17 protein-coding genes, 1 tRNA gene and 1 riboswitch are annotated in these 16,109 nt (G+C 66.1%); of the genes, 2 read left to right on the top strand and 16 right to left on the bottom strand.

Annotated elements, in window-relative coordinates:
• Positions 1-2: 2 nt before the first annotated feature.
• The 9 genes from cysG to thiC all read right to left on the bottom strand — a co-directional run bounded on the left by cysG (position 3) and on the right by thiC (position 8,551).
• Positions 3-1,409: a siroheme synthase CysG gene (cysG, locus tag GYH34_RS09455; protein WP_161913354.1), complete on the bottom strand. Its 1,407-nt coding sequence runs from the start codon at positions 1,407-1,409 to the stop codon at positions 3-5.
• Positions 1,410-1,513: 104 nt separating this feature from the next.
• A complete protein-coding gene (locus tag GYH34_RS09450) occupies positions 1,514-1,912 on the bottom strand; it encodes a cytochrome c-554 (RefSeq protein ID WP_161913353.1) in 399 nt (132 codons plus the stop codon).
• Positions 1,913-2,078: 166 nt separating this feature from the next.
• Positions 2,079-2,702 carry an alpha-ketoglutarate-dependent dioxygenase AlkB gene (locus GYH34_RS09445; RefSeq protein ID WP_161913352.1) on the bottom strand — a complete coding sequence of 208 codons (624 nt, stop codon included), beginning with the start codon at positions 2,700-2,702 and terminating at the stop codon, positions 2,079-2,081.
• A gap of 32 nt (positions 2,703-2,734) precedes the next feature.
• Entirely contained in the window at positions 2,735-3,355 is a 621-nt protein-coding gene (locus GYH34_RS09440; RefSeq protein WP_161913351.1) for a 2,3-bisphosphoglycerate-dependent phosphoglycerate mutase, read from the bottom strand.
• 39 nt (positions 3,356-3,394) lie between these two features.
• Positions 3,395-4,210, bottom strand: coding sequence for a 4-hydroxy-tetrahydrodipicolinate reductase (gene dapB, locus GYH34_RS09435; RefSeq protein ID WP_161913350.1), 816 nt, complete (start codon positions 4,208-4,210; stop codon positions 3,395-3,397).
• A gap of 109 nt (positions 4,211-4,319) precedes the next feature.
• Positions 4,320-4,862, bottom strand: a complete 543-nt coding sequence (mog, locus tag GYH34_RS09430) for a molybdopterin adenylyltransferase (RefSeq protein ID WP_018266195.1) — start codon at positions 4,860-4,862, stop codon at positions 4,320-4,322.
• Positions 4,863-5,239: 377 nt separating this feature from the next.
• A complete protein-coding gene (locus GYH34_RS09425; RefSeq protein WP_036308939.1) occupies positions 5,240-5,482 on the bottom strand; it encodes a hypothetical protein in 243 nt (80 codons plus the stop codon).
• A gap of 213 nt (positions 5,483-5,695) precedes the next feature.
• Positions 5,696-6,658: a tetratricopeptide repeat protein gene (locus GYH34_RS09420; RefSeq protein ID WP_161913349.1), complete on the bottom strand. Its 963-nt coding sequence runs from the start codon at positions 6,656-6,658 to the stop codon at positions 5,696-5,698.
• Between the two features lie 60 nt (positions 6,659-6,718).
• Positions 6,719-8,551, bottom strand: a complete 1,833-nt coding sequence (gene thiC, locus GYH34_RS09415; protein ID WP_161913348.1) for a phosphomethylpyrimidine synthase ThiC — start codon at positions 8,549-8,551, stop codon at positions 6,719-6,721.
• A gap of 73 nt (positions 8,552-8,624) precedes the next feature.
• Positions 8,625-8,725, bottom strand: a riboswitch (TPP riboswitch).
• 230 nt (positions 8,726-8,955) lie between these two features.
• On the opposite strand from thiC, the gene GYH34_RS09410 reads away from it, so the two are divergent.
• On the top strand, positions 8,956-10,281 hold the full coding sequence (locus tag GYH34_RS09410) for an outer membrane protein transport protein (protein ID WP_161913347.1): 1,326 nt from the start codon (positions 8,956-8,958) through the stop codon (positions 10,279-10,281).
• A 58-nt stretch (positions 10,282-10,339) separates the two neighbouring features.
• Here the strand turns inward: GYH34_RS09410 and GYH34_RS09405 are convergent, their stop codons facing one another.
• The 4 genes from GYH34_RS09405 to GYH34_RS09390 all read right to left on the bottom strand — a co-directional run bounded on the left by GYH34_RS09405 (position 10,340) and on the right by GYH34_RS09390 (position 12,783).
• The gene (locus GYH34_RS09405; protein WP_161913346.1) at positions 10,340-11,431 is read right to left on the bottom strand and encodes an Mrp/NBP35 family ATP-binding protein; all 1,092 of its coding nucleotides are present in this window, start codon (positions 11,429-11,431) and stop codon (positions 10,340-10,342) included.
• A 127-nt stretch (positions 11,432-11,558) separates the two neighbouring features.
• Positions 11,559-11,870, bottom strand: a complete 312-nt coding sequence (locus GYH34_RS09400; RefSeq protein WP_018266201.1) for a hypothetical protein — start codon at positions 11,868-11,870, stop codon at positions 11,559-11,561.
• Positions 11,871-12,038: 168 nt separating this feature from the next.
• A tRNA-Pro gene (locus GYH34_RS09395) sits at positions 12,039-12,116 on the bottom strand.
• Between the two features lie 67 nt (positions 12,117-12,183).
• Positions 12,184-12,783 (bottom strand): MerR family transcriptional regulator, encoded by a 600-nt coding sequence (locus GYH34_RS09390; RefSeq protein ID WP_161913345.1) that lies wholly within the window; start codon positions 12,781-12,783, stop codon positions 12,184-12,186.
• A gap of 178 nt (positions 12,784-12,961) precedes the next feature.
• On the opposite strand from GYH34_RS09390, the gene GYH34_RS09385 reads away from it, so the two are divergent.
• On the top strand, positions 12,962-14,062 hold the full coding sequence (locus GYH34_RS09385; RefSeq protein WP_161913344.1) for a COX15/CtaA family protein: 1,101 nt from the start codon (positions 12,962-12,964) through the stop codon (positions 14,060-14,062).
• Positions 14,063-14,110: 48 nt separating this feature from the next.
• On the opposite strand, the gene argC is transcribed toward GYH34_RS09385, so the two are convergent.
• The 3 genes from argC to rplM form a co-directional block, all read right to left on the bottom strand.
• Positions 14,111-15,031 carry an N-acetyl-gamma-glutamyl-phosphate reductase gene (gene argC / locus GYH34_RS09380; protein WP_161913343.1) on the bottom strand — a complete coding sequence of 307 codons (921 nt, stop codon included), beginning with the start codon at positions 15,029-15,031 and terminating at the stop codon, positions 14,111-14,113.
• Positions 15,032-15,116: 85 nt separating this feature from the next.
• Complete coding sequence (gene rpsI, locus GYH34_RS09375; protein ID WP_161913342.1) at positions 15,117-15,599, bottom strand: 30S ribosomal protein S9; 483 nt, start codon at positions 15,597-15,599, stop codon at positions 15,117-15,119.
• 2 nt (positions 15,600-15,601) lie between these two features.
• Positions 15,602-16,090 carry a 50S ribosomal protein L13 gene (rplM, locus tag GYH34_RS09370; protein WP_018266208.1) on the bottom strand — a complete coding sequence of 163 codons (489 nt, stop codon included), beginning with the start codon at positions 16,088-16,090 and terminating at the stop codon, positions 15,602-15,604.
• Positions 16,091-16,109: the final 19 nt, after the last annotated feature.

Below are 16,109 nucleotides of genomic sequence, written 5' to 3'. Positions count from 1 at the left end.
GCTCAACCGCGCAGCGTCGCGCCGATCAGCACGAGGCAAGGCCCTTCGAGCGTCTCCTGCGCGACGCGCTGCGGCAGATCGCCGATCGCGCCCGCGATGATGCGCTGCTGCGGCGTGCTGGCGCGCTCGACGAGAAAGGCCGGCGTCGCCGGATCCATGCCCTCCTCGAGCAGGCGCTTCGACAGAGCGGGAAGCGTGCGATTGCCCATATAGACCGCCGTCGTCGCACGGCGGTCGGCGAGCGCGCGCCAATCTATGTCCTCGGGGAATTTGCCGTCGCTCGTATGCGCGGTGACGAATTGCACGCGGCGCGCCGTGTCGCGATTGGTGAGCGAGACTTCGAGCGCCGCCGCCGCGGCGAGCGCCGCCGTCACGCCGGGCACGATCTCCGCCTCGAGGCCGGCGGCGCGAATGGCGCCGATCTCCTCATTGGCGCGGCCGAAGATCATCGGATCGCCGCCCTTGAGACGCACGACATTCTTGCCTTCCTTGGCGAGCTTCACCAAGAGAGCGGTGATCTCCTCCTGCTTCACCGACGGCGCATAGCCGCGCTTGCCGACATTGATGCGCACCGCCTCGCGCCGCGCGAGATCGAGCACGGCGGCTGGCACCAGATCGTCGAAGAGAACGACATCGGCGCCGACGAGCGCGCGCAGGCCTTTCAGCGTCAGCAGCTCCGGGTCGCCCGGCCCGGCGCCGACCAGAGTGACGCGACCGCGCGTGGAAGCTTCATCGGCGCGGCGCGTCTCCTCGAGCAGCGCGTCGAGGTCGATGTCCTGCGGCGCATGCTCGACACGCGCGAAAGCCTCGCGCGTAAAACGCCGCCAGAAATCGCGGCGCGCAAAAAAATCCAGGCCCGAGGCCATCACGCGCGGACGCCAGGCGCGCGCCGCTCTGGTCCAGGCGGAGAAGCTCGATGGAATCAGCGTCTCGACCCGGGCGCGTACGGCCTGGGCGAAGGCCGGCGCCGCGCCGCTGGTGGAGACGCCGATGACCAGCGGCGAGCGATTGACGATGGCGCCCATCAGAAAATCGCTGAGCGCGGGCCGATCGGTGAGATTGACGGGAACGCCCTGCCCTTTCGCCGCGTCACGAAAGGCCTGCGCCTCGGCGTCGTCCTCGATGACGGCGAGCGCCATGGCCGCCCCGGCGAGATCATCCGCGCGCCAGCCGCGCTCGTGCAGGGTGAGGCGCTCGCGCGCCGCGACGACGGCCTGCAGCCGTGGCGACGGAGACGCCGCGAAGACATCGACCCAAGCCCCCGCCGCGGCGGCGAGGTCCGCCTTCCAGGCGGCGCCATCCGAGCCGCCGGCGACAACGACGCGCCGCCGCTCCAACGCGTAAAACACCGGCAGGGTCGCGAGCTCCTGCATCAGCTCGGCTGGGACTTCGTCTGGCTTGCGCGTCAACTCGGCTCTCTCTCCACACTGTCACGAGGGCATTTAGCCCCTATCCGGCAAAAGAAAAAGCGGCCCGCGAGGGCCGCTTTCGCCAACCGAACGAAAGGTTCGGATTACTTCTTCTTGCCGTCGGCGCCGAACTGGCTGAGATAGGCCCAGACATTGTCCTGGTCCGCCTCGGAGGCGAGGCCCGGGAAGACCATCTTCGTGCCGGGAACCTTGGCCTTCGGATTCTTGACGAATTCCTTGAAGACGGCCTCGTCCCAGGTGATGCCGGCGCCCTTCAGCGCGTCGGAATAGGTGTAGCCCTCGACCGAGGCGGCCTTGCGGCCGTTGATGCCGTTGAGCTCGGGAGCCACGGCGTTCTTGGCCGTCTCGCCGACCTGATGGCAGGCCTTGCACTTGTTGAAGACCTTCTCGCCCGCCGCGGGATCGCCGGCGGCGATCGCCTGGCCGGCCGTGGCGACGAAAGCGACGCTCGCAGCGAGCGCCAATTTGGAAATGATATGCATCCTCGTTCCTTTCCTCGAAGCGTCGTCCCCTGGGAACCGACTGTCTTGGTCTTTCCGGCCCCGGGCGTGACGCCAGCGCCGATCGTTCATCCCGCGGCCGGGAAACTATATCGGAGCGCTATTGGTGACAATATGCTCCCCCGCCTGAACGGGGCCTGAAATATCGTTAGGTAACGCGGCGCAGCGTCAGATTGATGCGTCCGCCCTCGGCGAATAACGGCGACGCGAGCCTGGGAGCGAGCTCGGGCAGCAAGCGATCGACGCCATGAAAGCGCAGCCGCGACGGGCCGCCCAGCGTCAGCACATCGCCCGACGACAGAACGAAGGCCCGCGACGAATCGGAGCGCCGCGCGCCGCCGAGACGAAAACGGCAATCGGCGCCGAGAGAAATGGAGAGAATCGGCGCCGAAAAATCAGCTTCGTCGCGATCTTGATGCGCGCCCATCTTGGCTTCGCGCCCATAGTAATTCACCAGGCAGGCCTGCGGCGGATGCGGATGCTCGGCCAGCGCGGCCCAGGCGTCGAGCAGCATTTGCGGCATGGGCGGCCAGGGCTCGCCGGTTTCGGGATGGCGCGCCTCATAGCGATAGCCGCGCGCCTGATCGCTGAGCCAGCCGAGCGGGCCGCAATTGGTCATGCGCACGGAGAACGGCTGTCCCGTCCGCGGCATGGTCGGCGTGAACCAGGGCGCGCGGGCGACGATCCGCTCCAGCTCGCGCAGCAGAGCGAGCTGCGCCGCTTCGTCGAAATAGCCGCCATAGAGGCGAACGCCCGGCTCCATCTCGGACATGATCGCTCCATCCGGCGCGGAGCGGCCTCGCATCACCGGTCGAGCACTTCCTTGGTGGCGACGGTCGAATCGGAATTGAGCCGGTAGACGATCGGCATGCCGGTAGCGATCTCGAGCGAGGACACCGATTCGGGCGTCAGCCGGTCGAGCACCATGGCCAGAGCGCGCAGCGAATTGCCATGGGCGGCGACCAGCACACGCTCTCCCCTCATGGCGCGCGGCAGGATCTCCTGGCAATAGAAAGGCAGCACGCGCGCCACCGTATCCTTGAGGCTCTCGCCGCCGGGCGGCGCGACGTCATAGGAGCGCCGCCACAGCCGCACCTGCTCCTCGCCCCATTGCTGGCGCGCCTCATCCTTGTTGAGGCCGGAGAGGTCGCCGTAATGCCGCTCATTGAGCGCGCGGCTGCGGATGACGGGCACATCTCTCTGCCCGAGCTCGTGAAAGGTGAGATCGAGCGTGTGCTGAGCGCGCAGCAGCAGCGAGGTGAAGCCGATGTTGAAGCGCAGATCGATGCGCTTCAGTTCCCGACCGGCCCGCCGCGCCTCTTCTATGCCCTTGGGCGTCAGATCGGGATTCTTCCAGCCCGTGAAGAGATTTTTGGCGTTCCACTCGCTTTCGCCATGGCGGAGGAGGACGAGAATACGGTCCATGCGGGCTATGTCCCTCGAATCGAACGATGCGGCGCGCGATCAGGCGCCGGCGAGGCCGAGCACATCGGCCATAGAATAGAGGCCGGCCGGCCGGCCTCGCGTCCAAATTGCAGCGGCGATCGCGCCGCGCGCGAAAATGCCGCGATCTTCGGCGCGATGCGCGAGCTCTATGCGCTCCCCCGCCCCGGCGAAAATAACCGAATGCTCGCCCACCACCGTGCCGCCGCGCAGCGAGGCGAAGCCTATGTCGCCCTCCCGCCGCGCGCCGGTGAGGCCGTCGCGGGCGCGGGCACTGTGCTCGGCGAGCGCGATCTCCCGCCCCCGCGCCGCCGCCTCGCCCAAAAGGAGCGCCGTGCCGGAGGGCGCGTCCACCTTCATGCGGTGGTGCATCTCGACGATCTCTATGTCCCAGGCGGAGCCGAGCGCCTTTGCGGCTTGCTCCACCAGAACAGCGAGAAGATTGACGCCGAGGCTCATATTGCCGGAACGCACCACGGGAACGCGCTCGGCCGCCGCGGCGAGAGCGGCAAGGTCCTCGCCCGAAAATCCGGTGGTTCCGATGACATGGGCGACGCCCGCGGCCGCCGCGAGCCCGGCCAGCGCCACCGTCGTCGCGGGCGTTGAAAAATCAATGGCCACATCGGCCTTCGCCAGCGCGGCCGCCGCATCGGCGGAAAGGCGCACGCCATTGGCAGGGCGCCCGACCAGCAGGCCGGCGTCCTCTCCGAGGACTGGCGAATCGGCCGATACGATTGCGCCGGTCAGCGCCACGCCTTTCGCCTCGCCGGCGGCGGCGATGAGCATCCGGCCCATGCGGCCGGCGGCGCCGACGATGACCAGCCGCACATCGCTCATGACGCTTCGCCCCCATTCGAAATTCACGCGGCCTCACTCGAGCCGGCGGCCAGTCTATACAGCCCCGATGCGCGAAAGAGAAGGGGAGACGCCCCACCCGATCGGGCGGCTATTTGCCTTTCGGGCGGAAGGCGGCGACGCGCGCCGGATCGGTCTCTATATAGGCCGCGCCGATGAGGTCGAGACAATAAGGCACGGCCGGCATCACCGCGTCGAGGCAGAGCTCGATTGCGGCCGGCTTTCCGGGCAGGTTGATGACGAGGCATTTGCCGCGATGCGCGGCCAATTGCCGCGACAAAATCGCCGTCGGCGTCTGCGCCAGCGACACTTTGCGCATCAACTCGCCAAAGCCCGGCAATTCGCGCGGCGCGGCGGCCAGCGTCGCCTCCGGCGTCAGATCGCGCGGCGACGGCCCCGTTCCGCCGGTGGTGACGACGAGATCGCAGCCGATATTGTCGGCGAGATCGATGAGCGTGTCGCGCACGCTCTCGAAGCCATCGGGGATGAGGCGCCGCTCTATGCGGAAGGGCGTGGTCAGCACCTTCTCGAAATAGGCGGCGATGGCCGGTCCGCTGATATCCTCATAGACGCCGGCGCTGGCGCGGTCGGAGGCGGTGACGACGCCGATGACGGCTTGCTGTCTCTCAGTCATGCGCTGCACAATAGCCGGTCTAAGGCGCGAGACAACCGAAAGCTCCCTCGGCGACGACGAAGCCGGTTCTCGCATCGAAAGTGAGGAAATCGAAATAACGAGCGCGCCGTCGCTTGGCGAGCGCGCCGCTTCGCGGCTGATTTTTCGAGTGTCGAATGACATCGTCGTCAGCGCATTGCGCGGCGCCGAAACGCGACCACTGTCTGAAATTCATACACACAGCGGCGCGAGATATTCGCGCGACGCATTCGATCGAAAACCGACCGAACGCCATTCGGCGGACACCTCCTGGGCGCGCGAAATATCGCGCGCCCGGCGGCGTCACGATCGCGAATGCGGGAGCTGCTCCCGGCAGGACTCGCGTCGATCCGGAAGGATTACTCCTTCACCGAAGCCGGCTCGCAGCCGCACTTCTGATAGCAGGCGTCCTTGTCGGACTTGGCCTTCTCGATCGACGCAGGGGTCGAGGAGAAGCGATTCTTGATGGAGATATATTCGAAGTAGCACTTGTCGACGCAGACGCCCTTCGCATCTTCATCCTTGGTGTCGCAGCCGGCGAAAACCGGACCGACCATGCCGAGCGACAGAGCAGCGGCCGTCACAATGGCGCGAATGTTCATTTGCCGTTTCCCTCTTTTGGACGCGGGAGCATTTGTCCCTTTTGTTGTTGCAGGGCGCATCGTCCCGCGGGCAAATAGGCTGTTTTCGCTGCGCCTGTCAATGTAATTGACAGTTCTTTGGCGCCGATGTGAACAGAGCGAGAAGCGCGTGGCAGGCCGCTATTTTTGCAGTGCAGCATGAGGCTTTGAGCGCCTCGGACTCGGCGCGCTCCGCTAGCGCGGCGTGGCGATGCTCGATCCACGGAGATATTCCTTTGCCGGTTCATGACCGCGCTTCGCCGCCTCCTCGATCCAGGTGAGCGCGAGCTTCTCGTCGCGCGCGACGCCGTCCCCGTTTCGATAAGCGACGCCGAGATTGAACTGCGCCTGGGCGAAGCCTTGCTCCGCCGCCCGACGGAACCAGTCGACGGCGCCGAGCGCGTCTTTTCGCCCCGTCGTTCCGCTGAAAAGGCAATTGCCATAATTATATTGCGCGGCGTCCAGGCCTTGCTTCGCCGCTTTCTCGAAAATTGCGCAAGCCGCTCGGGAATCTCGCGCGCCTCCATCGCCGCTCGCCATCATCACGCCGAGCAGGTTCAGGGCGTGCGCATCGTCATGTAAGGCGGCCTCACCCAGCCATTTCCGCGCTTTCACGCGATCGCGCGCGACGCCGTCACCCTCATAGTAACGTCTGCCCAAATCTCTTTGCGCGCCCAAATGTCCGCGCTCTGCGGCCTCTATGAGCCAATTGATCGGATCGCGACGTTCGCAGGCGACGCCGCGTCCTCGCGCGCACATTTGCGCCAGATTGTATCGCGCATCGACGTTTCCTCTTTCCCAGGCGAGAAGGAACCATTCGGCGGCGGCCTCGTCATTCGGATCGACTCCGTTCCCCTGCAGATAGAGAACGCCTATGTCATAGGCCGCGACCGCATCCCCCTGATCGGACGCTCGCCGAAACCATCTCATCGCCTCGGCGAAATTCTGCCGAGGCCCGCTCTCGAGATAAAGGGCGCCGAGTCGAAACTGCGCGTCGATGTCGCCGCCCTCTGCGGCCCGCTCCAAAGCCGCCAGCGACGCCGCGTCGTTTCGCGCGGCTTTCGCCGCCAACGCCGCTGCGGCGGCGTCCCCCATGCCGACCTCCGCGCCGGCCGGCGCCGAGAAGATCACGAGGAAAAGAATGACAACAAATCGCATGTCGAAACGCCGCCGCCGCCACCGCCGCGAGGGTAGAAGCGAACGAAGCGCGCGACAAGCTCATTCCGCCACGTAGATTTTTGCCCCCTTCTCGAGAAACTCGGCGCTCTTTTCCGCAAAGCCCTTCTCGCGCTCGGCGATGGCGGCCGCCTCCTCGCGCAGATCGCGCGTGATCTGCATGGAGCAGAACTTCGGCCCGCACATGGAGCAGAAATGCGCGACCTTATGCGCCTCCTTGGGTAGCGTCTCGTCGTGATAGCGGCGCGCCGTATCGGGATCGAGACCAATGTCGAACTGATCCTCCCAGCGGAAATCGAAACGCGCCCGGCTCATGGCGTTGTCGCGTTCCTGCGCCGCGGGATGGCCCTTGGCGAGATCGGCCGCATGCGCTGCAATGCGATAAGTGATGACGCCGGTCTTCACATCCTCGCGATCGGGCAGGCCGAGATGCTCCTTGGGCGTCACATAGCAGAGCATGGCCGTGCCGAACCAGCCGATCATCGCAGCGCCGATGGCGGAGGTGATGTGATCATAGCCGGGCGCTATGTCGGTGACGAGCGGGCCGAGCGTGTAGAACGGCGCCTCGCCGCAATCGCGCAGCTGCTTTTCCATATTCACTTTGATCTTGTGCATCGGCACATGGCCGGGGCCTTCGATCATCACCTGGCAGCCCTTGTCCCAGGCGATCTTGGTCAATTCGCCCAGCGTCTCCAGCTCGGCGAATTGCGCGGCGTCATTGGCGTCGGCGATGCAACCCGGACGCAATCCGTCGCCGAGCGAGAAGGAGACGTCATAGCGGCGCATGATGTCGCAAATCTCGTCGAAGCGCTCATAGAGGAAGCTCTCAGAATGTCGCGAGAGGCACCAGCGCGCCATGATCGAGCCGCCGCGCGAGACGATGCCGGTGACGCGATCGGCTGTGAGCGGCACATGGGCGAGACGCACGCCCGCGTGAATGGTGAAGTAATCGACGCCCTGCTCGGCCTGCTCGATCAGCGTGTCCTTGAACACTTCCCAATCGAGCTTGGTGGCGTCGCCGCCGACTTTCTCCAACGCCTGATAGATCGGCACTGTGCCGATCGGCACGGGCGCGTTGCGAATGATCCAGTCGCGGATGTTATGGATATTGCGGCCGGTGGAGAGATCCATCACCGTATCGGCGCCCCAGCGGATCGCCCACACCATCTTCTCCACCTCCTCGGCGACCGAGGAGGTGATAGCGGAATTGCCGATATTGGCGTTGACCTTCACCAGGAAATTGCGGCCGATGATCATCGGCTCGGCTTCTGGATGATTGACGTTGGCGGGAATGATTGCGCGCCCGCGGGCGATCTCCTCGCGCACGAACTCCGGCGTCACGAAAGCCGGAAGCGCGGCGCCGAAGCCCTCCCCCGCCTCGATCCGCTCCCCCGACTGCGCGAAGGCGCGCTCGCGGCAGAGATTCTCGCGATGCGCGACATAGATCATCTCCTCGGTGACGATGCCGGCGCGCGCGAATTCGAGCTGCGTCACCGGCGCCGAGCCGGCGGCGCGGCGAATGGCGCGCGGCGCAGGACAGGGCGGAACCAGCCGATCCTCGCCGACGAAGCCATTGTCCTCCGGTTTCACCGCGCGGCCGTCATAGGCCTCGAGCCCGGCGCGACTCTCCAGCCAGCGTCGCGCCGCCGGCAGGCCGGCCGCAAGATCTGGCGCGAAATCGCCGCAGCTATAAGGACCGGAGGGATCATAGACGCGCAGAGGCGCGTCGCCGGCGGAGGGGTGAAGCGCGATCTCGCGGACGGGAACGCGAATATCCTCGCGGCCGCGCGGTGCGCAATAGAGCTTGCGCGAGGCGCCGATCGGTCCGGTGGTCACGCTCTGGGGCGTCGTCGGGCGCTTGTCCTGCACGTTCATCGTCGCGCTCCATTGGTTCGGATGGATGGGCAGCGGGCGATGAAGTCGGGCGCGCCGTCCCGAAAGATCGGGCGACGCGTCCTGCTGGCCTTCCCTCGCGCCGGCATTACCCGGATCAGGTTCGATGGGTGCTTCTCAGCCGCTCCTCTCGGAGAGGCGCCCCTCGCCATGCTCCGATTCTACCCGCGGCCTCGGATCGCGGCAAGCCGGCAATCACGCGCTGTGGCAAAAACGTGACAGGCCGCGGAATATTCACGCCTATCCGAGCGACGGCGCTGTCGTGGGCCGCGCGCTCTGATAGGGTCGGACCCAATAGTGAGTCGTGGGACGAGAACGCCGCCGGGTTGCCGAGTGCTTCTAAATGGCGTGTGAACGGCGACCGAATCTGGGCAGGGCAATAGATAATGAACGGATATTCCTGGCGTAATCTCGTCTCGGCGACGGCTCTGACAATCTCTCTCACAACTCCTGCGCTCGCGGCGGACGGCTATTTTCTGATCGGCTACGGTCCCCGTCAGAAGGCGCTGGGCGGCGCCGGCGTCGCCGATTCGCGCGAATCCATGGCGCTTTCGATCAATCCGGCCGGCATCGTCGATCTCGAGCGCCAGATGCATCTGGGCATCACCGCCCTCATGCCGGAGCGCGGCTACTCGACCGAGGGGCTGCCCAAAGTGGTGGCGCCCGGCGACAATCGCAGCGGCCGTCCGATCTTTCCGGTGCCGAACAGCGCCTATGTGTCGCCGATCGACGCCAATTCATCCTGGGGCACGGCGTCCTATGGCAATGGCGGCATCGCCACCTCTTTCGATTTCGGGCATTATCACTCGCCGCTCGGCGGGCCGTTCGGCGGCGGCTACGCCGGCGTCAATCTGGAGCAATCCTTCACCAGCTTCGCCTATGCGCAGAAGTTCGGCTCGCTGGCGATCGGCATAGCGCCGACCATCGCCGTGCAGATGATCAATCTACAGGGCCTCAAGACCTTCGCGCCCTATTCGTCCGACATGTATCGCCTCTCGGACAATGGCTATGACTGGTCCTTCGGCGGCGGCATGCGCTTCGGCATGCAATGGCGCGTGACGGATCAATTTCGTATCGGCGCCGCGGCCTCGACGCCCATGTTCATGACGCGCTTCGCCAAATATGCCGGTCTCTTCGCCGATGGCGGGCGCTTCGACATTCCCGCCTCGATCACCGCCGGCGTCGCCTATGACATCACGCCGGATCTGACGGTGATGGCCGACTGGCGCCATATTTTCTATTCGGGCGTCTCCTCGGTCAGCAATCCGAGCTTCCCGGTCCTCTATCGCACGCTCGGCTCGTCGAACGGCCCCGGCTTCGGCTGGAAAGACACTGATTCGGCGTCCTTCGGAATCGAATGGCGCGTGCAGCCCGGATTGGCGCTTCGCGCCGGCTATCATTACGCCACCAATCCGATCCCGACGAACAGCGTGACGCTGAACATACTGGCGCCGATCATCAACGCGCATCACGCGAGCGCCGGCGTGAGCTACGCCATCACCAAAAATTCGACGATCGACGTCGCCTTCGTCTATGGCTTCAAGAACAGCGTCAGCGGGCGAGAGGCGCTGCCGCAGACGCCGGCGACGCCGTTCGGCGCCTATAATCCTGCCGCCAACGTCAATATCTGGCTGCGTGGAACCGAAGTCTCCGTCGGCTGGAACTATAAGTTCGACCTCGGCGACGACTCCTTCATCCCGACGCATCTCTGACGGCGCGCCGCCCGCGAGGCTCCGCCGCCTCGGGCGGAAGGAGCCTCCGGTCCGACGATCAGCCGATGACGATTTTCGGCGGCGCCTTGCGCGACTGGGTCTCCAGCAAATTCTTCACCTTGGCGGCGAGCTCCTTATAGATCGCCGCATGCGGGCCGTCCGGCGCGGAGGCGACGACCGGCGTGCCGGCGTCCGAGGTCTGGCGAATGGCGAGATCGAGCGGCACCTCGCCGAGGAAGGGCACGCCCAGCGCCTCGGCGTCCTGCCGCGCGCCGCCATGAGAGAAGATGTCGGTGCGACCGCCGCAATGCGGGCAGAGGAAATAGCTCATATTCTCGATAATGCCGAGAATGGGCGTCGAGACCTTCTGGAACATGGCCACGCCGCGGCGCGCGTCGATCAGCGCCAGATCCTGCGGCGTCGAGACCACGACCGCGCCGGCGAGCGGCACTTGCTGCGCCATGGTCAGCTGCGCGTCGCCGGTGCCGGGCGGCATGTCGACGACGAGCGCGTCCAGCTCGCCCCAGGCGACCTCGCCCAGCATCTGGCCGAGCGCCTGCGCCACCATCGGCCCACGCCAGACCATGGGCACATCCTCCTCGACCAGAAAGCCGATGGACATGATCTTGAGGCCGAAGGCCTCGAGCGGGATCATCTTATTGCCGACGACCTCCGGCTGGCCCTTGAGGCCGAAGAGCCGCGGCGCCGAAGGGCCGTAGATATCCGCGTCGAGCAGGCCGACGCGCCAGCCTTGCGCCGCGAGGCCGAGCGCCAGATTGGCGGAGGTTGTCGATTTTCCGACGCCGCCTTTGCCCGAGGAAACCGCGACAATGTATTTGATCTTCTCGATCGCCGCGATCGTCTTGCGCTGCGGCGCCTGACCCGGAGGCGGAGCGGCGGGCGCCGGCGCCCGTTCGGCGGTCAGCGTCACGATCGCGGCCTCTATCCCCGGCACGGTCTTCACGGCGCCTTCCACGGCGACGCGCAGCACCTCGAGCTCCTTGGCCCGCGCCGGATCGCCGGTGAGCGAGACGAAGGCCTTGGCCCCCGACACATTGACTCCGCTGACGAGGCCGGCCGCGACAATCGATTTGCCGTCTGGACCCGCGACGCTCTCCAGCGCTTTCAAGACTGATGCTTCATCGGCCACTGTCTTCGCCCTTTCGCACGAACCCGCATCCGACGCCCTCACGAGGAGGGCGTCTTTTTGGAAGCGTTCTACGCAATCGGTATGCCGATATTCCGCCGATGCGTCTACGGGTCCGCGCGAAGCGGCGTCATGCCCGCTGCTTCTGAACGAGAGCGTTGCGAATGAGGCCGACGATGGCCGTGACGATCGCGCCCGACACGCCGCCGCCGACGAGCTGTCCCGCGAAAACGGCGATATCGAATCCGCCATTGCCCGCCGCCCCCGCCAGCGCCGGAATGAGCGAGGTGAGGATGGAGCCGCCGCCCGCGCCACCGAGCGCGCCTATGATGGCGTTGGCGATGGGGCCGAGATCGAGATTCTTATTGGCCTTGGCGACGCCTGAGCCGCCGGCCGCGCCGGCAAAGAGCTGTATGATGAGATTGATGAGCGTCTCGGACATGGGCTGCGCCTTTCGCTGACGGTTAACGACCGTAACGAACTCGCGCGTGGCGACGAATTATCAACCCTGCCGCGACTGCGAGCGACGCAATGCCCGCTCCGCTGGCGCCGTGAGCGCGGGCGACCAGCTCGCGCGCCAAAGCCATGACGGACTACAAAAGATGAAGATTGGTCGGAGTGGCGGGATTCGAACCCACGACCCCTTGTCCCCCAGACAAGTGCGCTAACCGGGCTGCGCTACACTCCGATGGCCGCCCTTATAGAGGCCGGCGAAGCCGCTGGCAACGCATGTCAGCGCAGAAGACGCGAGGAATTCACCGCCGCGTCAGCTCCAGCATGCGCCGGCATTCGGCGAGATCGGCCAGAGCCTGCCGCAGCAGCCGCTCATCCTGCGGGCGCAGGCCTGCGGCCGGCGCCTCGGCAAGGCGCACGGCGGGCAGCGTCAGCATGGGCGGCGGCTCGCGCGCGGCGAGCGCGACCAGAGAGGTGGAGGCCCTCGGCGCATCCTCCTCGTGGATTTCCGGCGCGTGAAAGGAGGGTGGCGGCTCCGGCCGCGCCGGCGATTCGCCATAGGAAAAGAGCGGAGCCTCAGCTGCATGCGGCTCGGGCTCGTCGAAATCGGCGCGCTCCGGCGCGCCGCCGCCGCGGGCGCTTTCGATCACCGCGCGCACGCCCTGCTCGCGCAACAGGCGCTGCACGCCTTTGATCGTATAGCCCCGGCCATAGAGCAGATGGCGAATCGCCGCGACCAATTCCACGTCGCGCGGCCGGTAGTAGCGTCGTCCGCCGGCGCGCTTGACCGGCTCGATCTCGGAAAATCGCGTCTCCCAAAAGCGCAGCACATGCGGCGGAAGGTCGAGGCTCTCCGCGACCTCGCCGATCGTGCGGAAGGCGCCATCGGTCTTGGCGGTCAAAATCTGCGCTCCGCTCCCTGCCCGCGCGACGATTCGCGCGCTTCTATTTTCCTCCCGGACGTGGCGTTTTTCAGCCGGAAAATTCTCGCCCTCGGCGTTTCGGTCCCGCGGCCCCGTGGACAAGGGCGCGCGGCTCCTCTTAATTGGCGCGCGAGAGCCTCTCACATCGAGCCGCCCCATGACCGACTGGATCCAATTTCCCGCTCCCACGCCCGCCATCGTCGCGCCGCCGAGCGAGGAGAGCGCGACCGACGTTCGCCTGTGGCTGCTCGTCATAGCGGCGCTCGTCTTCGCCATGGTGGTGGTGGGCGGCGCGACGCGGCTCACCGAATCGGGACTCTCCATCACCGAATGGAAGCCGATAACGGGCGTTCTTCCCCCGCTCTCCGAGGCGCAATGGACAGCCGCCTTCGAGGATTACAAAAAAATCCCGCAGTATCGCGAGATGTTCCCGAACATGGACCTCGCGCAGTTCAAGACGATCTTCGCCTGGGAGTGGAGCCATCGTCTGCTCGGCCGCATCATCGGCTTCGCTTTCGCCATTCCGCTCGCCTGGTTCTGGCTGCGTGGACGGCTGCCGAAAAGCGTGAAGCCGAAGCTCATCGGAATATTGGCGCTGGGCGCGCTGCAGGGCGGCGTCGGCTGGTGGATGGTGTCCTCCGGCCTCGTCAACCGCGTCGAGGTGGCGCAGGAGCGGCTCGCCATTCATCTGCTGCTCGCGGCCCTCATCTTCTCCGCATGTCTGTGGGTCGCGGGCGGGCTCGGCTATGGGACGCGCATCATCGTCGCGAGCGGGCGCCGGCGGCTCTCCTTTTTCGCAATGCTGCTGCTCGGTCTCGTGCTCGTGCAGATCGGCGCTGGCGCGCTGGTCGCGGGGCTGCGCGCCGGCTACGCGTACAACACTTGGCCGCTGATGGACGACAGCTTCGTTCCGCCCGCGGACGAATTGCTGCGGCTCTCGCCCTGGTGGAGCAATCTCGTCGATAATGTCGCGCTGGTGCAATTCGATCATCGCATGATCGCTTATGTGATTTTCGCGCTGTCGCTGTTTCATCTCGTCGACGCGGCCGGCACGGCGGGCGGACGCGCCGCGCGCGGCGCCGGGCTCTTGTTCGGCCATGTGAGCGCGCAAGTCGTGCTCGGCATAACGACGCTTCTGCTCGTCGTTCCATTGTGGGCAGGTCTCGCGCATCAGGCGCTGGCGATGGGCGTGCTGGCTGTGGCGACGCTGCATGCGCGTCGTCTGCGTGACGCCGAGACCCCGGCAGACGACGACTGACGTCGAACATTCAAAACCGCGCCTATCGCTCGGCGCGGTCGAATGAAGTCAGCTCACGCTCTCCGACAGCATCAGCGCCAGATTCTGCACGGCGGCGCCGGACGCGCCTTTGCCGAGATTGTCGAGCCGCGCGACGAGCAGCGCATGGCGGCTCTCCTCGCGCGCAAAGACGAAGATTTCGAGATCATTGGTTCCGTTCAAGGCGAGCGGATCGAGACGGCCGGACTTCGGCGCGGGCATGACGCGCACATGCGCCTCGCCCGCATAGTGCCGCGCCAGCGCCGCCTCGAGATCGACCGCGCGGGGCCGCGCGGAGAGCGCGTCGAGCTGGAGCGGAATCGAGACCAGCATTCCCTGATGAAAATTGCCCACGGACGGCACGAACAGAGGCGGCGCGGCGAGCCGCGAATAGGCCGCGATCTCCGGCAAATGCTTGTGCTCGAGCGCGAGGCCGTACAGCTCGAAGGCCGGCGCCTCGCCCTTCTCATAGGCGGCGATCATCTGCTTGCCGCCGCCGGAATAGCCGGAGACGGCGTTGATCGTCAGCGCGTCCTGCGCGGCGATCAGCCCCGCGTCGACGAGCGGGCGCAGCAGCGCGATCGCGCCCGTGGCGTAGCAGCCGGGATTGGCGACGCGACGCGCCTTGCGGATCGCCTCCGCCTGCCCGCGCGCGAGCTCGGGGAAACCATAGGTCCAGCCGGGCGCGACGCGATGCGCGGTCGAGGCGTCGAGAATGCGCGGGCCGGCCGCGCCCAACTCATCGGCGAGCGCCACCGTCTCCTTGGCCGCCGCGTCCGGCAGGCAGAGAATGGCGACATCGACGCGCGCGAGAATATCGCGCTTGGCGGAGACCTCCTTGCGCAGCTCCGGCGCGATGGAGACGAGCTCCAGATTCTGCGCGTCCGCGAGCTTCTCGCGAATCTCGAGGCCCGTGGTGCCGCTGTCGCCGTCGATGAAGATTTTCGCCATTGGTCTTGGTTCCGATTCCCGTGAGACAAATAAAAAGGGCGGCTCGCGCCGCCCTTTGTCGCCCGTGTCGCCGATCGAGAGATAATCAGCGCTTCGAGAACTGGAAGCTGCGGCGGGCTTTGCGCTTGCCGTATTTCTTACGCTCGACCACGCGCGAGTCGCGGGTCAAGAAGCCCTCGCGCTTCAGCGCGGTGCGGAGCTCGGGCTCATAATGGGTGAGCGCCTTTGCAAGACCATGACGCACGGCGCCGGCCTGGCCAGAGAGGCCGCCGCCCGCCACCGACACGACGAGGTCGTATTGGTCGACGCGATTGGCGACGCCGAGCGGCTGCTGCAGGATCATGCGCAGCACGGGACGCGCGAAATAGACGGCGACGTCGCGGCCGTTGACGGTGATCTTGCCCGTGCCGGGCTTGATCCACACGCGGGCGACGGCGTTCTTGCGCTTGCCGGTGGCGTAGGCGCGGCCGTATTTGTCGAGCTTCTGCTCATATTTCGGCGCGTCGGAAGCGGCTGCGACCGTCGCCTGATTGAGCTCGGAGAGAGAGGAAAGCGTGGTCTCGGCCATGGTCAGGCGCTCTTAGCGTTCTTGCCGTTGCGGGCATTCTTGGGATTGAGGGCGGCGACGTCCAGCGGCTCTGGAGTCTGAGCGACATGCGGATGGTCCGGCCCCTTGTAGACGCGCAGATTGCCGAGCTGCTTGCGGCCGAGCGGGCCGCGCGGCAGCATGCGCTGCACCGCCTTCTCGACCACGCGCTCCGGGAAGCGGCCCTCGAGGATGAACTTGGCCGAGCGCTCCTTGATGCCGCCCGGGAAGCCCGTGTGATGATGGTAGACCTTCTGGTCGCGCTTGCGGCCGGTGAGGATCACCTTGTCGGCGTTCACGACGATAATGTTGTCGCCGTCGTCGACATGGGGGGTGAAGGTCGCCTTGTGCTTGCCGCGCAGACGCAGCGCGATGAGGCTGGCTAGGCGGCCGACGACGAGGCCCTTGGCGTCGATCAGCACCCATTTCTTCTGCACTTCGGCGGGCTTCGCCGAATAGGTCTTGCCAAACATGGGAGAGCTAGTTCCGTTG

Origin of the sequence: Methylosinus sp. C49 (assembly GCF_009936375.1) — a bacterium.
Taxonomy (GTDB): domain Bacteria; phylum Pseudomonadota; class Alphaproteobacteria; order Rhizobiales; family Beijerinckiaceae; genus Methylosinus.
This window is presented reverse-complemented; position numbering and strand designations above follow the sequence as displayed.